The sequence below is a fragment of the Naasia sp. genome (assembly GCF_025465545.1).
Classification (GTDB): domain Bacteria; phylum Actinomycetota; class Actinomycetes; order Actinomycetales; family Microbacteriaceae; genus Naasia.
In genome coordinates this window covers 1-16,823 of record NZ_JAODMK010000034.1, presented here as the reverse complement: position 1 = coordinate 16,823, position 16,823 = coordinate 1, and the positions used below count along the sequence as shown (strand labels likewise).

Annotated in this window: 17 protein-coding genes and 1 pseudogene; 10 read left to right on the top strand and 8 right to left on the bottom strand. The window is 70.4% G+C overall.

Going from position 1 to position 16,823, the window contains the following annotated elements; translation table 11 throughout:
- Together JWR33_RS09135 and glnA are read right to left on the bottom strand one after the other, a co-directional pair.
- Window positions 1-87 (bottom strand): annotated as a pseudogene (locus JWR33_RS09135) (VOC family protein); the annotation flags it as partial.
- A 149-nt stretch (window positions 88-236) separates the two neighbouring features.
- A complete protein-coding gene (gene glnA, locus JWR33_RS09130) occupies window positions 237-1,673 on the bottom strand; it encodes a type I glutamate--ammonia ligase (RefSeq protein WP_297411279.1) in 1,437 nt (478 codons plus the stop codon).
- 164 nt (window positions 1,674-1,837) lie between these two features.
- On the opposite strand from glnA, the gene JWR33_RS09125 reads away from it, so the two are divergent.
- Complete coding sequence (locus JWR33_RS09125; protein ID WP_297411277.1) at window positions 1,838-2,245, top strand: RDD family protein; 408 nt, start codon at window positions 1,838-1,840, stop codon at window positions 2,243-2,245.
- A gap of 21 nt (window positions 2,246-2,266) precedes the next feature.
- On the opposite strand, the gene JWR33_RS09120 is transcribed toward JWR33_RS09125, so the two are convergent.
- On the bottom strand, window positions 2,267-2,662 hold the full coding sequence (locus tag JWR33_RS09120; RefSeq protein WP_297411275.1) for a J domain-containing protein: 396 nt from the start codon (window positions 2,660-2,662) through the stop codon (window positions 2,267-2,269).
- Window positions 2,663-2,666: 4 nt separating this feature from the next.
- Window positions 2,667-3,371, bottom strand: coding sequence for a DUF4191 domain-containing protein (locus tag JWR33_RS09115; protein ID WP_297411273.1), 705 nt, complete (start codon window positions 3,369-3,371; stop codon window positions 2,667-2,669).
- A 123-nt stretch (window positions 3,372-3,494) separates the two neighbouring features.
- Between JWR33_RS09115 and JWR33_RS09110 the strand changes: the two genes are divergently transcribed.
- A complete protein-coding gene (locus JWR33_RS09110) occupies window positions 3,495-4,802 on the top strand; it encodes a hypothetical protein (RefSeq protein WP_297411271.1) in 1,308 nt (435 codons plus the stop codon).
- A gap of 9 nt (window positions 4,803-4,811) precedes the next feature.
- On the opposite strand, the gene sucB is transcribed toward JWR33_RS09110, so the two are convergent.
- The 3 genes from sucB to JWR33_RS09095 all read right to left on the bottom strand — a co-directional run bounded on the left by sucB (window position 4,812) and on the right by JWR33_RS09095 (window position 9,382).
- On the bottom strand, window positions 4,812-6,368 hold the full coding sequence (gene sucB / locus JWR33_RS09105) for a 2-oxoglutarate dehydrogenase, E2 component, dihydrolipoamide succinyltransferase (protein ID WP_297411269.1): 1,557 nt from the start codon (window positions 6,366-6,368) through the stop codon (window positions 4,812-4,814).
- A 58-nt stretch (window positions 6,369-6,426) separates the two neighbouring features.
- Window positions 6,427-7,800: a dihydrolipoyl dehydrogenase gene (lpdA, locus tag JWR33_RS09100; RefSeq protein ID WP_297411267.1), complete on the bottom strand. Its 1,374-nt coding sequence runs from the start codon at window positions 7,798-7,800 to the stop codon at window positions 6,427-6,429.
- Between the two features lie 94 nt (window positions 7,801-7,894).
- Window positions 7,895-9,382 carry a leucyl aminopeptidase gene (locus JWR33_RS09095; protein WP_297411265.1) on the bottom strand — a complete coding sequence of 496 codons (1,488 nt, stop codon included), beginning with the start codon at window positions 9,380-9,382 and terminating at the stop codon, window positions 7,895-7,897.
- 110 nt (window positions 9,383-9,492) lie between these two features.
- Here JWR33_RS09095 and JWR33_RS09090 point away from each other — a divergent pair, with 110 nt between their 5' ends.
- The 6 genes from JWR33_RS09090 to JWR33_RS09065 all read left to right on the top strand — a co-directional run bounded on the left by JWR33_RS09090 (window position 9,493) and on the right by JWR33_RS09065 (window position 12,937).
- Window positions 9,493-9,879: a metalloregulator ArsR/SmtB family transcription factor gene (locus tag JWR33_RS09090; RefSeq protein WP_297411263.1), complete on the top strand. Its 387-nt coding sequence runs from the start codon at window positions 9,493-9,495 to the stop codon at window positions 9,877-9,879.
- Window positions 9,872-10,345, top strand: a complete 474-nt coding sequence (locus JWR33_RS09085; protein ID WP_297411261.1) for an SRPBCC domain-containing protein — start codon at window positions 9,872-9,874, stop codon at window positions 10,343-10,345. Before JWR33_RS09090 ends, JWR33_RS09085 begins: the two co-directional genes overlap by 8 nt.
- A 14-nt stretch (window positions 10,346-10,359) precedes the next feature.
- Entirely contained in the window at window positions 10,360-11,202 is an 843-nt protein-coding gene (locus JWR33_RS09080) for an alpha/beta hydrolase (RefSeq protein ID WP_297411259.1), read from the top strand.
- The gene (locus JWR33_RS09075) at window positions 11,199-11,639 is read left to right on the top strand and encodes a YdeI/OmpD-associated family protein (RefSeq protein ID WP_297411257.1); all 441 of its coding nucleotides are present in this window, start codon (window positions 11,199-11,201) and stop codon (window positions 11,637-11,639) included. The genes JWR33_RS09080 and JWR33_RS09075 overlap by 4 nt, the downstream gene beginning before the upstream one ends.
- A 70-nt stretch (window positions 11,640-11,709) precedes the next feature.
- The gene (locus tag JWR33_RS09070; protein WP_297411255.1) at window positions 11,710-12,627 is read left to right on the top strand and encodes a PAC2 family protein; all 918 of its coding nucleotides are present in this window, start codon (window positions 11,710-11,712) and stop codon (window positions 12,625-12,627) included.
- Between the two features lie 88 nt (window positions 12,628-12,715).
- Window positions 12,716-12,937 (top strand): hypothetical protein, encoded by a 222-nt coding sequence (locus JWR33_RS09065; protein WP_297411253.1) that lies wholly within the window; start codon window positions 12,716-12,718, stop codon window positions 12,935-12,937.
- A gap of 23 nt (window positions 12,938-12,960) precedes the next feature.
- Here the strand turns inward: JWR33_RS09065 and JWR33_RS09060 are convergent, their stop codons facing one another.
- Window positions 12,961-13,830, bottom strand: coding sequence for an SDR family NAD(P)-dependent oxidoreductase (locus JWR33_RS09060; protein ID WP_297411251.1), 870 nt, complete (start codon window positions 13,828-13,830; stop codon window positions 12,961-12,963).
- Between the two features lie 82 nt (window positions 13,831-13,912).
- Here JWR33_RS09060 and JWR33_RS09055 point away from each other — a divergent pair, with 82 nt between their 5' ends.
- Together JWR33_RS09055 and JWR33_RS09050 are read left to right on the top strand one after the other, a co-directional pair.
- Complete coding sequence (locus JWR33_RS09055; protein WP_297411249.1) at window positions 13,913-15,250, top strand: MFS transporter; 1,338 nt, start codon at window positions 13,913-13,915, stop codon at window positions 15,248-15,250.
- A gap of 194 nt (window positions 15,251-15,444) precedes the next feature.
- On the top strand, window positions 15,445-16,818 hold the full coding sequence (locus tag JWR33_RS09050) for an RNA polymerase sigma factor (protein WP_297411247.1): 1,374 nt from the start codon (window positions 15,445-15,447) through the stop codon (window positions 16,816-16,818).
- Window positions 16,819-16,823 lie beyond the last annotated feature (5 nt).

Below are 16,823 nucleotides of genomic sequence, written 5' to 3'. Positions count from 1 at the left end.
AACGGTGAGACCGAGGTCGGTGAAGAAGGCGATCGTCGCCTCGAGGTCGCGTACTGCGATGCCGACGTTCTCCAGTCTGATGGCCATGGGACGCATCCTAGGGAACCGGGAAGGCCTGGAGACAAGCCGGACAAAGACGAGTCCGCCCGGGCTGCCATCGCGAGTGTTCTGGCGGCCCGAGCGGACTCTCTTGCGGACTCTCTGCGGACTAACCCCGCTTCTGTCCGGTGATCTGGCTAGACCCCGTAGTACAGCTCGTACTCGAACGGGTGGGGACGGGCCGCGAGCGGCTTGATCTCCTTCTCGCGCTTGTACTCGATCCAGGTCGCGATGAGGTCCTCGGTGAAGACGCCCCCGGCGGTGAGGAACTCGTGGTCCGCCTCGAGCGCGTCGAGCACGGCGTCGAGCGAGCCCGGCACCTGCGGGATCAGCTTCGCCTCCTCCGGCGGGAGCTCGTAGAGGTCCTTGTCGACCGGCTCGTGCGGCTCGATGCGGTTCTTGATGCCGTCGAGGCCGGCCATCAGCTGCGCGGCGAACGCGAGGTACGGGTTTCCGGAGGCGTCGGGCGCACGGAACTCGATGCGCTTCGCCTTCGGGTTGGTGCCCGTGATCGGAATGCGGATCGCGGCGGACCGGTTGCCGGCCGAGTAGACCAGGTTCACGGGAGCCTCGAAGCCCGGGACGAGACGGTGGTAGCTGTTCGTGCTCGGATTGGTGAATGCCAGCACCGCCGGGGCGTGCTTGAGCAGTCCGCCGATGTACCAGCGCGCCAGGTCGGAGAGCCCGCCGTAGCCGGCCTCGTCGTAGAACAGCGGCTTGCCGTCGCTCCACAGCGACTGGTGGGTGTGCATCCCCGAGCCGTTGTCGCCGAAGAGCGGCTTGGGCATGAAGGTGGCCGTCTTGCCCCAGAGGTTCGCCGTGTTCTTGACGATGTACTTGAACTTGAGGATGTCATCCGCCGACGCGACCATCGTGTCGAAGCGGTAGTTGATCTCGCCCTGTCCGGCGGTGCCGACCTCGTGGTGGCTCCGCTCGAGGATCAGGCCTGCATCGATGAGCTTGAGGCAGATGTCGTCGCGCATGTCGGCGTGCTGGTCGACCGGGCTGACGGGGAAGTAGCCGCCCTTGAAGGGCGTCTTGTTGGCGAGGTTGCCACCCTCCTCCTCGCGGCCGCTGTTCCAGGCCGCCTCGGACGAGTCGACCTTGTAGAAGCTCTGCGACTGGTCCACCTGGTAGCGGACGTCGTCGAAGATGTAGAACTCTGCCTCGGGGGCGAAGAACGCGGTGTCGGCGATGCCGGTGGAGGCCAGGTACTTCTCGGCCTTCTTGGCCACCTGGCGGGGATCCTTGGCGTAGATCTCGCCGTTGCGGGGGTTGTAGATGTCGAAGACGACGATCAGGGTGCGCTCGGTGCGGAACGGGTCGACGTAGGCCGTCGAGATGTCCGGGATGAGCTGCATGTCGGACTCGTGGATGTTGGCGAAGCCGCGGATGGATGAGCCATCGAAGAGCTGGCCGACCGAGAAGAACTCCTCGTCGACGGTCGCTGCGGGGATGTTGAAGTGCTGCTGGACACCGGGGAGGTCGGTGAAGCGGATGTCAAGGAACTTCACGTCCGTGTCCTTGATGAACTTGATCACCTCGGAGGAATCACTGAATTTCGGATGCGACATAGAGCATTACTCCAACAAGTTGCGTATGGGAACAGGGCTGCGAGCACAGCCGGGATCGACCCTATGCACGGGCAGTTTCGCGGCAGTGACGGGATTGTTTCGTGGGTGTTACGTCCCACCCGGCTCGGCGCCGCGGCCCCATGGCGGCTCGCTAGGCTCACGAGGTGCCCGACGTTCCCGCCTCTCCCGCCGGACGCTGGCCCGGCGACCGGCTCGGACTTCCGGAGGGCGGGCGCGGCTCGATTGCACGCCCCGGCCGGCGGATCGCGGCGATCGCGGTCGACTCCATCCTGTGCGGCATCGTCTACGCGCTCTTCTTCTACGGCAGTTCGTGGGCGAGCCTCGCACTCTTCGTCGCCGAGCAGATCGTGCTCCTCGCCGCGTTCGGGGCGGGCATCGGGCACTTGGCGCTCGGCCTGCGGGTGGTGCCGCTGCACGGCGGCCGCCTGGGCCTGTGGCGCCCGGTGGTGCGCACGGCACTCCTCGCGCTGCTGGTCCCCGCCGTCATCTGGGATGCCGATCAGCGCGGACTGCACGACGTCTTCTCCGGCACGGTACTGCTGCGCGCCTAGCTGAGCGTTGACGGCTCGGCGTCAGGGCACGTCGACGGGCTCGAGGTACACGCCGCGGATGTTCTGCACGAGGTCGGTGCGGAAGCCGTCCTGGGCGGTCACCGACACCACGATCAGCCCGGCGAGCAGCAGCAGGACGAGCACCGACCTGCCCATCCCGCGGCCCGGGACCCGGTGGAACTGAGGGCCGGCGGTGACGAACTGCACGGGCACGACCGGCTTCGCCGAGAGCAGCTCGTCGCGCGCCTCGCGGAGCTCTGCGAACCGGATCCCGGCAGCGTGCCGCTCCTGCTCGCTGGCCTCCACGAGGAGGTCCGGATGCGAGAGCCGCGCCTCGCGGGCGAACGCATGCTGGATGTCGGGAATGGACGCATCCGTGGCCACGCCGAGCAGGCGTGCGGCCTCGGCGACGGACATGGGCTCAGCGCATCCGCTGGGGGCGGACCTTGGTCGGGTCGATCCCCTTGGGGATGGGCAGCTTGTTGGCCGAGAGGGAGCTCAGGCGATTGCTGACCGCGACGACCTCGGCGCGGGTGAGCGTCGACTTGAACTTGCCGAGTCGGCGGTTGATCTGATGCAGCTTGACCGACTCCTTGTCGGGGCCCACCTGCAGCGACTCGATCGGCACGTTGGGGAGCACCCGCGCGATCTTGCGCCGCTCGTCCTCGAGCATCCGCGCGGTGCGGGTCTTGGGTCCCTCGGCGATCAGCACCACACCGGGGCGGCCGACCGCCCGGTAGACGGCGTCCTGGGTGCGCGGGTTGACGGCCACGGGCGTCTCGCTGCCGCGCCAGCCGCGGCGCAGCGAGCTGCGGAGGACGGCGCCGACCGCTCCGGGCTGTCCGTCGATCTGGGAGTACGCGGCGCGCTCGGCCCGGCGCCCCAGGATGATCAGGAACAGCAGGATGCCGAGCAGGAGCCCGGAGATCACCCAGAGGGCGATGGACAGACCGTTGCCGTCGGACAGCACGATGCCGAGGACGATGCCGGCGACCAGCGGCAGCACGAGGGCGGCCAGCAGGTACCAGATGGCGGCCTTGTCGAGCCGGCGCGTCATCTGCAGCACCTGCCAGAGCTGCTTGAAGCGCCCTGGCTCCTTGACGGTGGGACGGGTGTCGCGGGCCATGCCCTCAGGATACCGCTCGCGGGCCCCTCGATCGGGCCTCCTCCCGACCCCGCCCGCGGCGGACTCCGTCCCCAGATCGAGCCCGCGAGGGCACGGTACGTGCCGGTGGGTCAGCATCGCCGCATGGGCGGAGACGTGGGCGGCTATCGGCGGATCCGGCTGCTCTCGCCCGACCCCGACGACGAGGTGTGCCTGGCCAGAGCGGTCGACGCGGCGGAGGACGAGCCGGTCGTGGTCCGGCTCACCTCGGGGGACCGCGCGGAGGCGGAGCTCGCGGCGGTGGGCGCGCTGTCTTCTCCGCATGTGATCGGCCTGTCCGACCTGTTCTCGCTGCCCGACGGCCGGGTGGGCCTCGTCTTCCCTCGCCTGCCGGGCGGGTCGCTCGCGGAGCTCCTCGACCGGCGCGCCGACCTGACGGCGGGGGAGGCGGCGACCCTGCTGATCTCCGTCGCGCGCGGGCTGGCGGCGCTGCACGAGGCGGGCCGCAGCCATGGGCGGCTCCGGCCGGCGCGGGTGCTGTTCGACCGCTCCGGCACTCCGGTGCTCACGGGAATGACCCGCTCCGCCCCGCTCGACCCGGCCGGTCGGCAGGCCGATGAGCGGGACCTCGCCAAGCTCGCGGTTGCGGTGCTCTCCCGAGTCCCGGACGCCGGCGCCGCGCTCACCACACTGTCCGCGCACGCTCCTGCGGTCGCCCCCGAGGATCTCGAGCGGATGGCGTTCGACTTCGCGGATCCCGAGCCGATCGACCTCTCCGGAGAGCCCAGCGCCCCGGGATCCCGGTCCCTGCGCAGTCCGATGCCGGGACGAGTCGTCGCTCCTCGCGCGTCGCCCGGAGCAGAGGCGGGACCGCGGCATCGTGGCGACAGCGTCCCACGGCCGGCCGCCGGTCTCCGCGGGGCCGTCTCGGCGGGCGTCGGGCGCGCCCGGCGCGCGGTGAGCGGGGTGCGGCGGCGCACGCTGGTGCTCGCGGGCGGGAGTGCGGTCGCCCTCCTGCTGGCGCTGGTCTTCGTGCCCGCCGGGGCGGACGGGCCTGCGCGCGGCGACGATGCCGTGCCCTCCTCATCGACCCCGGTGTCCCGGCAGTCGCTGTCGCCGCTCGACCCTGCGCCGCTGACCGCAGACGACCCGCTCGATGCCGCGCTGGTTCTCGCCGGCCGCCGGGACGAGTGCCTCGGCACTGGCTCAGCCGAGTGCCTGGGGGAGGTGGATCAGCCGGCCTCCGCACTGCTCGCCGGAGATCAGCAGGCGATCGCGATGGGCGCGGCCGGTGGATCGCAGACCCTGCCGGCCTCGGACGCGAAGCCGTTCGTGCAGCGCACCGGGGACACCGCGCTCGTCAGCGTGGACTCGACAACCCTGCTGCTGGTGCGGATCGACGGACAGTGGCGCCTCCGCGACGTGTTCGCCGCGGAGGCACCCTCCGACTAGCTGTGGGCGCTAGATGCCGAGCGAGTCGGCGAACGCGCCCTCTTCGAGGCGGTTCTTGACCTGCACCAGGAAGCGTGCGGCGTCCGCGCCGTCGACGATCCGGTGGTCGTAGCTGAGCGCCAGGTAGACCATCGAGCGGATGGCGATCGCCTCGGAGACGCCGTCGTTGACGACCACGGGCCGCTTCACCACGATGCCGGTGCCGAGGATCGCGACCTGCGGGAGGAACACGAGGGGCGTGTCGAACAGGGCGCCGCGGGAGCCCGTGTTGGTGAGCGTGAACGTGCCGCCCGCCAGCTCGTCCGGCTTGAGCTTGTTGTTCCGGGTGCGAGCGGCGAGGTCGGCGATCTGCGCGGACAGGCCGGCGAGGTCGAGGGACCCCGCGTCGCGCACCACCGGGGTGAGCAGGCCGCGCTCGGTGTCCACCGCGATGCTGATGTTCTCGGTGTCGGGGTACACGATCGAGTCGCCGTCCACCGTGGCGTTGATGATCGGGAACGACTTCAGCGCCTCGGCGGCGGCCAGGGCGAAGAAGGGCAGGAAGGACAGCTTGGTCCCCGTCTTCTCCAGGAACTGGCCCTTCACCTTGTCGCGGAACTGCGCGACCCGCGTGACGTCCACCTCCACGACGCTCGTCAGCTGAGCGCTCGTCTGCATGGAGACGACGGCGCGCTCGGCGACCACCTTGCGCAGACGGGACATCTTGACGGTCGTGCCGCGGAGCGGCGAGACCTCCACGGCCTTCGGTGCGGGGGCGGCTGCGGCGGCCGACGGCTTCTCGGCGGCGGCGAGCACGTCCTCCTTGCGGATGCGACCGCCGACTCCGGAGCCCTTCAGGCTGCCCAGGTCCACACCCCGCTCGTGCGCGAGCTTGCGGACGATCGGGGTGATGTAGCTGGACGTGTCCCCCGAGGGGGCGGCGGCGGCCTCCGCCTCGGCGGCGGGCTGCACGGCCGTGTGGTCCGGCGCCGGCTGCGGGGGAGCGGCCTGCGCGGCGGTCTCCGGAACGGGCGCGGGCGTCTGCGGTGACTGCCCCAGGTCGGATCGCTGCTCGTTGCCGGGAGTCACCTCGGGAGAGGGGACGGCGTCCTGGGCGAGCGGCGCCTGCTCCGGGGCGGGAGGCTGCTGGGCGGGCGCGGCCTGCGGGGCAGGAGCTGCGGCCGGCGCGGGCTGAGGAGCAGGCGCCGCAGCAGGCTGAGGAGCGGGAGCCGCGGGCTGAGGAGCGGCGGGCGCCGGTGCCTCGGCCTGGGCGACGCTCTCGGTGGCCTGCGCGGCCGGCTGGGCCTCCTGCTCAGGCTCGGGCGTCGCCGAGCCCTGTCCGCCGCCGGAGCCGTCGCCGATCCGGACGAGCGGGGTGCCCACGTCGACCGTCTCGTCCTCCTGCACGAGGATCTCCTCGATCACGCCGGAGACGGGCGAGGGGATCTCGGTGTCGACCTTGTCGGTGGAGACCTCGAGCAGAGGCTCGTCGACCTCGACGGTGTCGCCGACGCTCTTCAGCCAACGCGTCACCGTTCCCTCAGTGACACTCTCGCCGAGTGCGGGGAGGTTGACGGACTCGCTCATTCGGTGGTCTCCTTCAAAACAGCGTGCTGATCAGTAGTCTAGGCGTCCGGAACCCGGCTCAGAGGGCGTGCAGGGGCTTTCCGGCGAGGGCCAGGAAGGCCTCCCCGAGCGCCTCGTACTGAGTGGGGTGGGCGTGGATGAGCGGAGCGAGGTCCTCGGGGTACGCCTCCCAGTTCACCGCGAGCTGCGCCTCGCCGATGAGCTCCCCGACACGGGAGCCGATGGCGCTGAGCCCGATGATCGGACCGTCCTTGACGCGGACGACCTTGACGGATCCGGAGGTTCCGATGATCTCGCTGCGGGCGTTGCCGGCGAGGGAGTAGTCGTAGGTGGCGACCTTGTCGGCGCCGTACTTCTCCACTGCTCGTGCCTCGGAGAGGCCGACCGAGGCGACCTCGGGCTCGGAGTAGGTGACCTTGGGAATGTTGACGTCCTCGATCACGATGGGCTCAAGGCCCGCGATCTCCTCGGCCACGAAGATGCCGTGCTGGAAGCTGCGGTGCGCGAGCTGCAGACCGGGGACGATGTCGCCGACGGCGTAGACGCCGGGGATGCTGGTGGCGAGTCGTTCGTTGGTGAGGACGAAGCCGCGGTCCATCGTGACGCCGAGCTCCTCCAGGCCGAGGTTCGCGGTCGAGGGACCGCGGCCGACGGCGACCAGCAGGAGCTCCGCCTCGACGGTCTTGCCGTTCTCCAGGGTGACGACGACGCCCGAGTCGCTCTGGGTCACGCTCTGGAAGCGCACGCCGAGGGAGTAGTCGATGCCGCGCTTGCGGAAGGCGCGCTCGAGGCTCTTGCTGATGACCTCCTCCTCGTTCGGCACGAGGTGGGGGAGGGCTTCGATGATGGTGACCTCGGCGCCGAACGAGCGCCAGACGCTGGCGAACTCGACCCCGATGACGCCGCCGCCGAGGACCGCGACCTTCTGGGGAACGAAGTCGAGGCCGAGGGCCTGCTCCGACGTGATGACCCGGCCGCCGAGGTCGAGGCCGGGAAGCGAGCGGGAGTATGAGCCGGTGGCGAGCACCAGGTTCTTGCCCGTGATGGTGCTGTCGCCGACCTGCACGGTGGTCGGGCTGGTGACGCGACCCGCGCCTTCGATGGTCGTGACCCCGCGCGCCTTGAGCAGCGACTGCAGGCCCTTGTACTTCTTGGCCACGATGTTCTCGCGGTAGCTGGTGACGCCGGCGATGTCGACGCCCTCGTAGGTGGCCTTGACGCCGAAGTGTGCCGAGTCCTTGGCGGAGTCGGCGACCTCGGCGGCATGCAGGAGGGCCTTGGTGGGGATGCAGCCGCGGTGCAGGCAGGTGCCGCCGACCTTGTCCTTCTCGATCATGCCGACGGTCATCCCGAGTTCGGCGGCCCGCAGCGCGGTGGCGTAGCCTCCGCTTCCCCCGCCCAGGACGACGACGTCAAAATTCTGTTCAGGCACCCGTTGCTCCTCGAGGTCGTGCGGAGGCGGATCTGGGATCGCATCCCGACCGCCCAGTCGACCCTACTACGGTGCCGAGGAGTGCCCGGGAGGTTCAGGCGGGGTTCGCGAACCCCTCGGCGAACGCGAGCAGAGTGCGCACCGAGACGCCGGTCGGGCCCTTGCCGGTGAAGCCGTAGAGGACCCCCTGGTTGTTGGCGGCTCCGGCGATGTCCAGGTGCGCCCAGGGGATCGCGTCCCCGTTCTCGCGCTTGCCGACGAAGTCCTTGAGGAAGACGCCGGCGAGCAGCATGCCGGCCGCGGTGTTGCCCGGCTTGGCGTTGGCGATGTCGGCGATGTCGGAGTTGAGCAGGGCTCGCAGCTCCCCGGGCAGGGGCATGTGCCAGGCCTGTTCGCCGGTGCGGCCGGCGGCCGAGAGCATCCTCTGCACGGCGTCGTCGTCGCCCATGACCGCGAAGTAGCGGGTGCCGAGCGCCACCGTCGCGGCTCCCGTGAGTGTGGCGACGTCGACGATCACATCAGGCTGCTCCTCGCTTGCGGCGACCAGGCCGTCCGCCATCACGAGGCGGCCCTCCGCGTCGGTGTTGAGGACCTCGACGGTCTTGCCGCCGCGGATCCGCAGCACGTCGTTGGGGCGCGCGGCGCCCCCGGACGGCATGTTCTCGGCGATGCAGAGCCATGCGGTGATCCGCACCGGCAGGGAGAGTCGCGCCGCGGCCAGGGTCACCGCGAGTGCGGTCGCGGCTCCGGTCATGTCGTACTTCATGCCGACCATCGACGCCGCGGGCTTGAGGGAGAGTCCGCCGCTGTCGAATGTGATGCCCTTGCCGACCAGGGCGACGTGCGCGCCTGCGCCCTCCGGCGCCCAGGTGACCTTCGCCAGTCGCGGGGGCCGGCTCGAGCCCTTGCCGACACCGAGGATGCCGCCGAAGCCGTCTCGCTCCAGCTCGGTCTCGTCCCAGACGGCGAACTGCACGTCGAGCCCGTCGGCGAGGGCCTGGGCCTGCTCCACCAGGGTCTGCGGGTAGAGATCGGACGGGGGAGCGTTCACGAGGTCCCGGACGGTGCTGACCGCCTCGGCCACGGCGCTGGCGCGGAGGACCATCGCCGCGTCGTCCTCCGTCCGAGCCAGGACGGTGACGCGGGCCACCGGCGCGTTCGCCGCGGAGAGCGAGTCCACCCGGTAGTCGTCGTAGCTGTAGGCGCCGAGGGCGGCGCCCTCGAGCAGGGCGAGCGCGGCGGCGTCGTCGGCCACCGGCAGGGCGAAGGCGATGCTCTCGACGCCGCGGAGTTGACGGGTGACTGAGCCGGCCGCCTCCCGCAGGACGTCGGCCGTGACCTCCCCGGTGCCGAGGCCGGTCAGGGCCACGCTGCGGGCGGCCACGCCGGCAGGCGCGGGGATGCGGACGACCTGGTCCCGCCTGCCGGTCACACCGATGGCGGAGAGGGTCTCGGCCAGCTCCTCGAGCCCCGGGACGGCGCAGAGCTGAGGCGCCTCGCCCCCGGTCACCCCGAGCACCAGGACGTCGACGTCGACGTCGGTGGCGGGCGAGGCGGACAGCTGGAGGAGGGGAACGGCCATTCCTTCAGCCTAGATCGGCGGGGAAGGACGGCTGCCCGGTCGCTGCGGTGGTGGCGCTCGGCGGGAATCTCTGCGAAGCTTCATAACCACAAGGTTATCAAGGAGGCGACATGGACGAGCAGGGGGACACCCTCACGGCGGTCTTCGCCGCCCTCGCCGACCCCACCCGGCGCGCCATCCTGCAGCGCCTGACCGTCGGCAGCGCCAGCGTGGCCGAGCTGGGCGAGCCCTTCTGCATGAGCCAGCCGGCCGTCTCCAAGCACCTCAAGGTCCTCGAGCGGGCGGGCCTGATCAGTCGTGAGCAGGTCGCCACCGCCCGCTACAGCCGCCTCGAGGCGGAGCCCCTCCGGGAGGCGACCGAATACATGCAGCGCTATCGCCGCTTCTGGAACGAGAGCTTCGATCGTCTCGACGCCGCCCTCGCCGACCACCTCTCGACGGTGACCTCCGCCGAGCCACCGAGCACCACCCCCGAGAAGGAGAGAACCGATGACTGAGGTCGTTCCGCAGGAAGTCACCGACCGGGACATCCGCATCACTCGCGCGTTCAACGCCCCGCGCGACGTGGTCTGGCGGTTCTTCACCGAGCCGGCGCTGATCGCGACCTGGTTCGGCCCGAACCTGTACCGCACGCCGGCCGAGACGGTCACGGTGGAGCCGTATGTGGGCGGCGCCTGGAAGCTCGCCATGGTGGAGAGCGAGACGGGCGACGTCGCGCCCATGGTGGGCCGCATCGTTCGGATCGAACCGCCCGAGTACTTGGAGCTGCTGGTCGGCGCCCACTCGAGCGACACCGGCATCGAGGACAACGTGCTCCGCATCCGCTTCGACGACCACGGCGGGAAGACCCGCGTGACCCTGCACCAGGGCCCCTTCGAACTGCGCGACCGCGATCTCACCCGCGAGGGCTGGGAGGAGTCGTTCGTCAAGATGGACGCATCCTTCCCGGCGGACGCATCATGAGCCAGGATGCGGGGATGACCACCGACAGCACCGCCCGCGACGTCCGCCACGCCGTCAGCGCCGACGGCACCCGCATCGCCTACGAGAAGGTGGGCAGCGGACCCGCGCTCGTGCTCGTCGACGGGGCCATGTGCGCGAGGGACTTCGGTCCGGCTCGGGACATCGCGGCCCGCCTCCAGGACCGCTACACCGTGTACTTCTACGACCGTCGTGGCCGCGGCGAGAGCGGCGACACCCCGCCCTACTCGCGCGAGCGGGAGTACGAGGACCTGGCTGCAGTGCTGGTCGCGACGGGGGAGACGCCGTTGGTGATGGGGCAGTCCTCGGGCGCCGGCCTCGCCCTCGAGGCGGCCGCCGCCGGCGTGCCGATGCGCGCCCTCGCCACCTACGAGGCGCCCTACGTGGGACTGCGCGCCAAGAAGGACGGGACGCCGCGCAACTACCTCGCCGAGCTGGAGGCGCTCCTCGCCTCGGGCAAGAGGGCGCAGGTGTCCGGCTACTTCCTGGTGAAGATGGTCGGGGCGCCCTGGTTCGTGCCCTACATGATGCGGATGATGCCGAAGGTGCGGCGGCACCTCGAGGCGATCGCGCCCACGATCGTCTACGACGCCAAGGTGATGTGGCCCTTCGAGGTGCCTGATGCCCGCTTCGCGGCGATCTCGATCCCCACCCTCGTGCTCGCCGGCAGCAAGGGGGCGTCCGAGATGCTGCGCGCTCAGGAGAGGATCGCGGCGGCGATCCCGGGCAGCGCGCACGCGGTGCTCGAGGGGCAGACGCATCAGGTCTCATCCGCCTCTCTCGACCCGAAGCTGCACTCCTTCTTCACGTCCGTTCCGGACGCCAGGAGAGCGCGGTGACCACCTTTCGCACCGCCCTGCAGGGGTCCGCCGGGACGGCGACCGGCATCCCCGTTCCGGAGGAGGTCGTGCTCGGTCTGGGCGCCGGCAAGCGGGTGCCGATCGTGGTGACACTCGGGGACTACAGCTACCGCACCACGGTGGGACCGTACCGAGGGCAGTACATGATCCCTGTGAGCGCCGAGCGTCGCACCGCGGCCGGGGTCGCGGCGGGAGACCAGCTGACCGTGACCATCGAGGTCGACACCGCGCCCCGGATCGTCGAGGTGCCGGAGGATCTGGCCCGAGCGCTCGCCGGAGTTCCGGCGGCCAAGGCGCGCTTCGAGGCGATCAGCTACAGCCACCAGCGAGCGCACGTGCTGTCGGTCGAGGACGCCAAGACGCCGGAGACGAGGGCGCGGCGGGTCGCCAAGGTGCTCGGCGCTCTGGGCAGCTGACGGGCCATCGCTCCTTCCGCCTCCAGCGGACAGTCGCTCTCGCGCCCCGATCGCCGATTAAGCTGGGCAGATGCGGGATCCGGAGGCGCTCTACGAACTGACTCCGGCGGCGCTGGAGGTTCCTCTCGGCCTGCCCCTGGTGGCGGGGCTCACGGGCTTCGCGGATGCCGGCTCCGCCGTGACCCAGCTCGGCAAGTACTTCGTGGACGCGCTCGAGACCGTGGAGATCGCCGTCTTCGACAACGACGCGCTGCTCGACTACCGCGCTCGCCGCCCCACCATCCTGTTCGACCAGGATCACCTGGCGGACTACTCGCCGCCGCGGCTGGTGCTGTCGCTGGCCCACGACGAGTTCGGCAAGGACTTCCTGCTCCTCACCGGCTACGAGCCGGACTTCCAGTGGGACCGCTTCGCCGACGCCCTTCTCGGCCTGCTCGAGCGGTTCCGGGTGTCCTGCACCACCTGGGTGCACGCCATCCCGATGCCCGTACCGCACACGCGGCCCATCAAGGTGACGGTGAGCGGGACGCGCGCCGACCTGACGGAGGCCATGTCGGCCTGGAAGCCGCGCACCCAGGCGCCGGCCAACCTGCTGCACCTCGTGGAGTATCGGCTGGCCCGGGCGGGGGAATCCGTCGTCGGCTTCGTGCTGCTCGTGCCGCACTACCTGGCCGACACGGAATACCCCCTCGCGGCGATCGCGGGTCTCGAGAGCATCGCGGCGGCGACCGGACTCATCTTCCCCACGGATCGCATCCGGGAGGAGGGTCGCGACTTCCTCACCAAGATCGACCAGCAGGTCACCGGCAACGACGAGCTGAAGCGGCTCGTGCACACGCTCGAGGAGCGGCACGACACCTACATGGAGGGCAACCCGCTGCCGTCTCCGCTGACCGACGAGTACGGTTCCGTGCCGAGCGCGGACGAGATCGCAGCGGAGCTCGAGAAGTTCCTGTCCGGTCGCCGGTCCGACGACGACGGCCGCTGAGCCGAGCCTCGGCGCACGGCAGGCCCGGGCGGATCGTGGCCGGTCCGCGGCACCCCGCATGTCCAGCATTCGGTGTCAGACTCCGGGCATGCGAAAGGCGCTCTGGATCACGGTCGCAGCGGTCTTCGTCGTCGCCTGGCTGCTGTCCGGCAACGTCCTGATCGGGCTCGCGGTCGCCGCGGTGGTGCTCGTGCTGTGGTCACTCAGCCTCTCGATGAGTGAATTGGGTCGCGTCCAGTCGTTCCGCATCGACCGGCGCACGCCGGAGGAGCGCGACACCGAGCGACGTCCGGTCGCCGAGGACGACTAGCCCGTCCGCTGGTCCCGCACCGCCTACCAGGGGACGCGGGTGAGCTGACCCGAGAAGCGCCACAGGCGCGCGGCCAGCAGCTCCTCATTGCGCACCGGGAACGGCGGCACGACGCCGGGCGCTCCCGCGGTGCGCAGCCGCCCGGTCGGCGCGACCAGCTCACCGCCCGACAGCCCGGGATCGAGGACCGCCAGGACGTTCGGGCCGGCCCCCGCGGCGTAGTCGTGGGCGATCGCACGCTCCGGAATGCCGCGTGCCGACCGCAACCGCTCGTCCGTGACCGCGTAGCCCGGATGAGTGGCCACAGACAGGATGCCGAGTCCCTCGGCCGCGGACCTGCGATGCAGTTCACGGGCGAAGAGGAAGTTCGCGAGCTTGCTGGCCGCGTACGCCCGGAACGGGCGGTAGCCGTGGTCGAAGCGGAGGTCGTGGAAGAGGAGCTTGCCGAACCGGGCCGCGATCGAGGTCACGGTGACCACCCGTGCGGCCGGGGCGGCGAACGGCAGGAGAAGACCGGTCAGCGCGAAGTGGCCGAGGTGGTTCGTCCCGAGATGCAGCTCGAAGCCGTCGGCGGTGAACCGGCGGGTGGGCTCGAGCATGACCCCGGCATTGTTGACGAGGGCCCGCCAGCTGCCGAACCGATCCGCGCAGGCGGCGGCGAATTCGCGCACCGACGCGAGGGAGGCGAGATCGAGGGGGAGGGTGTCGACGACGGCGTCAGGGCTGGCGGTTCGGATCTCCTGGCGCAGCGCCTCGGCGCGCTGCGCGTCGCGCGCGCCGATCACGAGCGGGATGCCGGATGCGGCGAGCTGCAGCGCAGTCGCCCGGCCGATGCCCGAGGTGCCCCCCGTGAGCACGACGCGTCCGGACCGTCCGACCGTCGCATCGCTCACCGCTCGATCGTAGCCCGCGCCCCTGCGCGGCTCCGCCGGGATGGTGCTCCCTCCGGAGGTCACCGCCGGTAACCTCGCGGGAGTGAACTCGCGCCGCTCCTGGATCATCTTCTCCGTCGGGGTGTTCGCCTATCTCGTCGCGATCACGCAGCGCTCGAGCCTCGGAGTCGCCTCGGTCGACGCCAGCGAGCGGTTCTCCTCCACGGCGTCCGCGCTCTCGACGCTCGGCGTGATGCAGCTCGCCGTCTATGCGCTCCTCCAGGTTCCGGTCGGCGTCCTCATCGACCGGCTCGGGCCTCGAGCACTCGTGCTCGGCGGTCTTGCCTTCATGGCCGCCGGACAGGCCGTCGTCGCGGTCGCGCCGAGCCTCTCGCTCGCGGTGGTCGGCCGCATCCTCGTCGGAGCGGGGGACGCGGCGGTGTTCACCTCCGTGCTGAGGCTCAACAACACCTGGTTCACCGGCTCCCGAGTGCCGCAGCTGAACCAGTGGCTCGGCAACCTCGGGCAGCTGGGGCAGGTCGTCTCCGCCATCCCGTTCGCGGCCGTGCTGCACACCGCGGGCTGGGCGCCCGCATTCCTCAGCGCGGCCGCGCTGGCTGTGCTCGCGATCGTGCTGGGCATCCCCGTGCTCTCCAACGGCGCAGGCGTCTCGCCAGGAGCCCAAGGGGCGGCGACCCTGTCGGAGGCGATCGCGCAACTGGAGGCGAGCTTCAAGCGCGCCGGCACGCGCCTCGGCTTCTGGGCGCACTTCGTGACCCAGTCCTCGGGCGTGGTGTTCGCGCTGTTCTGGGGCTACCCCTTCATGGTGTTCGGCCTCGGCATGGAGCCGGCGTTCGCCTCCGGGATGCTGACGCTGATGGTCGGCACCGGACTGGTCATCGGCCCGATCCTCGGGCTGCTCACGGTGCGGCATCCGATGCGGCGCTCCAACCTGGTGCTCGGCATCGTCGCACTGATGGCCGTCGCCTGGATCCTGGTGCTCGCGTGGCCTGCGCCGGTCCCGGCGCCGCTCGTGGTCGTGCTCGTGATCACTCTCGGCATCGGCGGGCCTGCGTCCCAGATCGGGTTCGACTTCGCCCGCACCTTCAATCCGCGGCGCCGGCTCGGCTCCGCCAACGGCATCGTCAACGTCGGCGGCTTCACCGCGAGTTTCGTGATCATGTTCCTGATCGGGCTCGTGCTCGACGCCTTCAGTGGGGGAGCGGGCGAGGCCAGCTACACCCTGGACGCGTTCCGCGTGGCGATGCTCGTGCAGTTCCCGATCATCGGCTTCGGGGTCGTGATGCTGGTGCGGGAACGGAACCGCACCCGCCGCCTGCTCGCCGAGGAACAGGGAATACAGGTGGGCCCGCTCTGGGTTGCACTGTCCAGGGCCTGGGGACGCAGAAGGCGTGGCGGCGCGTCGAGTGGCCAGGCGTGATCGCTTCGTCAATAGGCGTGCAATAATTGGCTAAGGACCCATCAACTCCTGGCAAGGACGTTACCGCGTGAGGCGCGGCCGGCCGAGGGACTTGACATGGGTCTTAGTGTTGCCCGCGCGCAGCGCCGAACGCGTATCTCCCGACCCGTCCGCCCGCCTCTCAAGCACCGACGAACGGTAGAAAAGGTGTACCGATGACTTCACCCAAGGCATCCGCCGTACTGGCAGATCCGGAAGCGACGACCGCCGGGGCAGAGGCTCCCGCTCCGGCCAAGAAGGCGGCTCCCAAGCGGGCCGCCGCCAAGACCGCCGCCCCCAAGGCGGCCCCGAAGGCCGCCGCCGCAAAGACGCGTGCACCGAAGGCGGCAGCCAAGACCGCGACTCCCGTGGACGGCGACGCCGAGGCGGAGGGCGACGACATCGTCGAGCCGACCGAGGACGTCATCGTCGAGAGCGACGATGTGGTCGTCGTCGAGGAGGTCGTGGTCGAGACGCCCGACGACTCAGACGACTCCGACGACTCGGAGGACAGCGAGGGTCGCCCGGCCGCCGGCTCGACGCCGAGCGCAGACGAGAAGCTTCCGACCGGCGCGCTCGTGCTGTCCTTGGTGGACGACGACGACGAGGTCCCGGTCTATTCGACCCAGATCACCGGCGCGACCGCCGACCCGGTCAAGGACTACCTCAAGCAGATCGGCAAGGTCCCCCTGCTGAACGCGGCGGAGGAGGTCGAGCTGGCGATGCGCATCGAGGCCGGCCTGTTCGCCGAGGACAAGCTGGCGAACGAAGAGGCGAACCTCTCCAAGGAGCTCATCCGCGAGCTGAAGTGGGTGGCGAAGGACGGCCAGCGCGCCAAGAGCCACCTGCTCGGTGCGAACCTCCGCCTCGTCGTCTCGCTCGCCAAGCGCTACACCGGCCGCGGCATGCAGTTCCTGGACCTGATCCAGGAGGGCAACCTGGGCCTCATCCGTGCGGTCGAGAAGTTCGACTACACCAAGGGCTTCAAGTTCTCCACGTACGCCACCTGGTGGATCCGCCAGGCGATCACCCGGGCGATGGCCGACCAGGCCCGCACCATCCGCATCCCGGTGCACATGGTCGAGGTCATCAACAAGCTCGCTCGCGTCCAGCGCCAGATGCTGCAGGACCTCGGTCGCGAGCCCACTCCTGAGGAGCTCAGCCGCGAGCTCGACATGACGCCCGAGAAGGTCGTCGAGGTGCAGAAGTACGGCCGCGAGCCGATCTCCCTGCACACCCCGCTCGGCGAGGACGGCGACAGCGAGTTCGGTGACCTCATCGAGGACACCGAGGCGGTCGTGCCGGCCGACGCGGTCGGCTTCACCATGCTGCAGAAGCAGCTGGAGAGTCTGCTCGACTCCCTGTCCGAGCGCGAGGCGGGCGTGATCCGCATGCGCTTCGGCCTGGGCGACGGCATGCCCAAGACGCTGGACCAGATCGGCGACACCTTCGGCGTGACCCGTGAGCGGATCCGGCAGATCGAGTCGAAGACCATGGCGAAGCTGCGCCACCCGTCCCGCTCCCAGTCGCTGCGCGACTACCTCGAGTGAGTCCA

Bases quoted from the DNA above. Each gene is read 5' to 3' on its own strand.
- glnA (WP_297411279.1), bottom strand. From the start codon at position 1,673: ATGTCGCATCCGAAATTCAGTGATTCCTCCGAGGTGATCAAGTTCATC.
- JWR33_RS09120 (WP_297411275.1), bottom strand. From the start codon at position 2,662: ATGTCCGTCGCCGAGGCCGCACGCCTGCTCGGCGTGGCCACGGATGCG.
- JWR33_RS09115 (WP_297411273.1), bottom strand. From the start codon at position 3,371: ATGGCCCGCGACACCCGTCCCACCGTCAAGGAGCCAGGGCGCTTCAAG.
- JWR33_RS09110 (WP_297411271.1), top strand. From the start codon at position 3,495: ATGGGCGGAGACGTGGGCGGCTATCGGCGGATCCGGCTGCTCTCGCCC.
- sucB (WP_297411269.1), bottom strand. From the start codon at position 6,368: ATGAGCGAGTCCGTCAACCTCCCCGCACTCGGCGAGAGTGTCACTGAG.
- JWR33_RS09095 (WP_297411265.1), bottom strand. From the start codon at position 9,382: ATGGCCGTTCCCCTCCTCCAGCTGTCCGCCTCGCCCGCCACCGACGTC.
- JWR33_RS09090 (WP_297411263.1), top strand. From the start codon at position 9,493: ATGGACGAGCAGGGGGACACCCTCACGGCGGTCTTCGCCGCCCTCGCC.
- JWR33_RS09085 (WP_297411261.1), top strand. From the start codon at position 9,872: ATGACTGAGGTCGTTCCGCAGGAAGTCACCGACCGGGACATCCGCATC.
- JWR33_RS09080 (WP_297411259.1), top strand. From the start codon at position 10,360: ATGACCACCGACAGCACCGCCCGCGACGTCCGCCACGCCGTCAGCGCC.
- JWR33_RS09070 (WP_297411255.1), top strand. From the start codon at position 11,710: ATGCGGGATCCGGAGGCGCTCTACGAACTGACTCCGGCGGCGCTGGAG.
- JWR33_RS09065 (WP_297411253.1), top strand. From the start codon at position 12,716: ATGCGAAAGGCGCTCTGGATCACGGTCGCAGCGGTCTTCGTCGTCGCC.
- JWR33_RS09050 (WP_297411247.1), top strand. From the start codon at position 15,445: ATGACTTCACCCAAGGCATCCGCCGTACTGGCAGATCCGGAAGCGACG.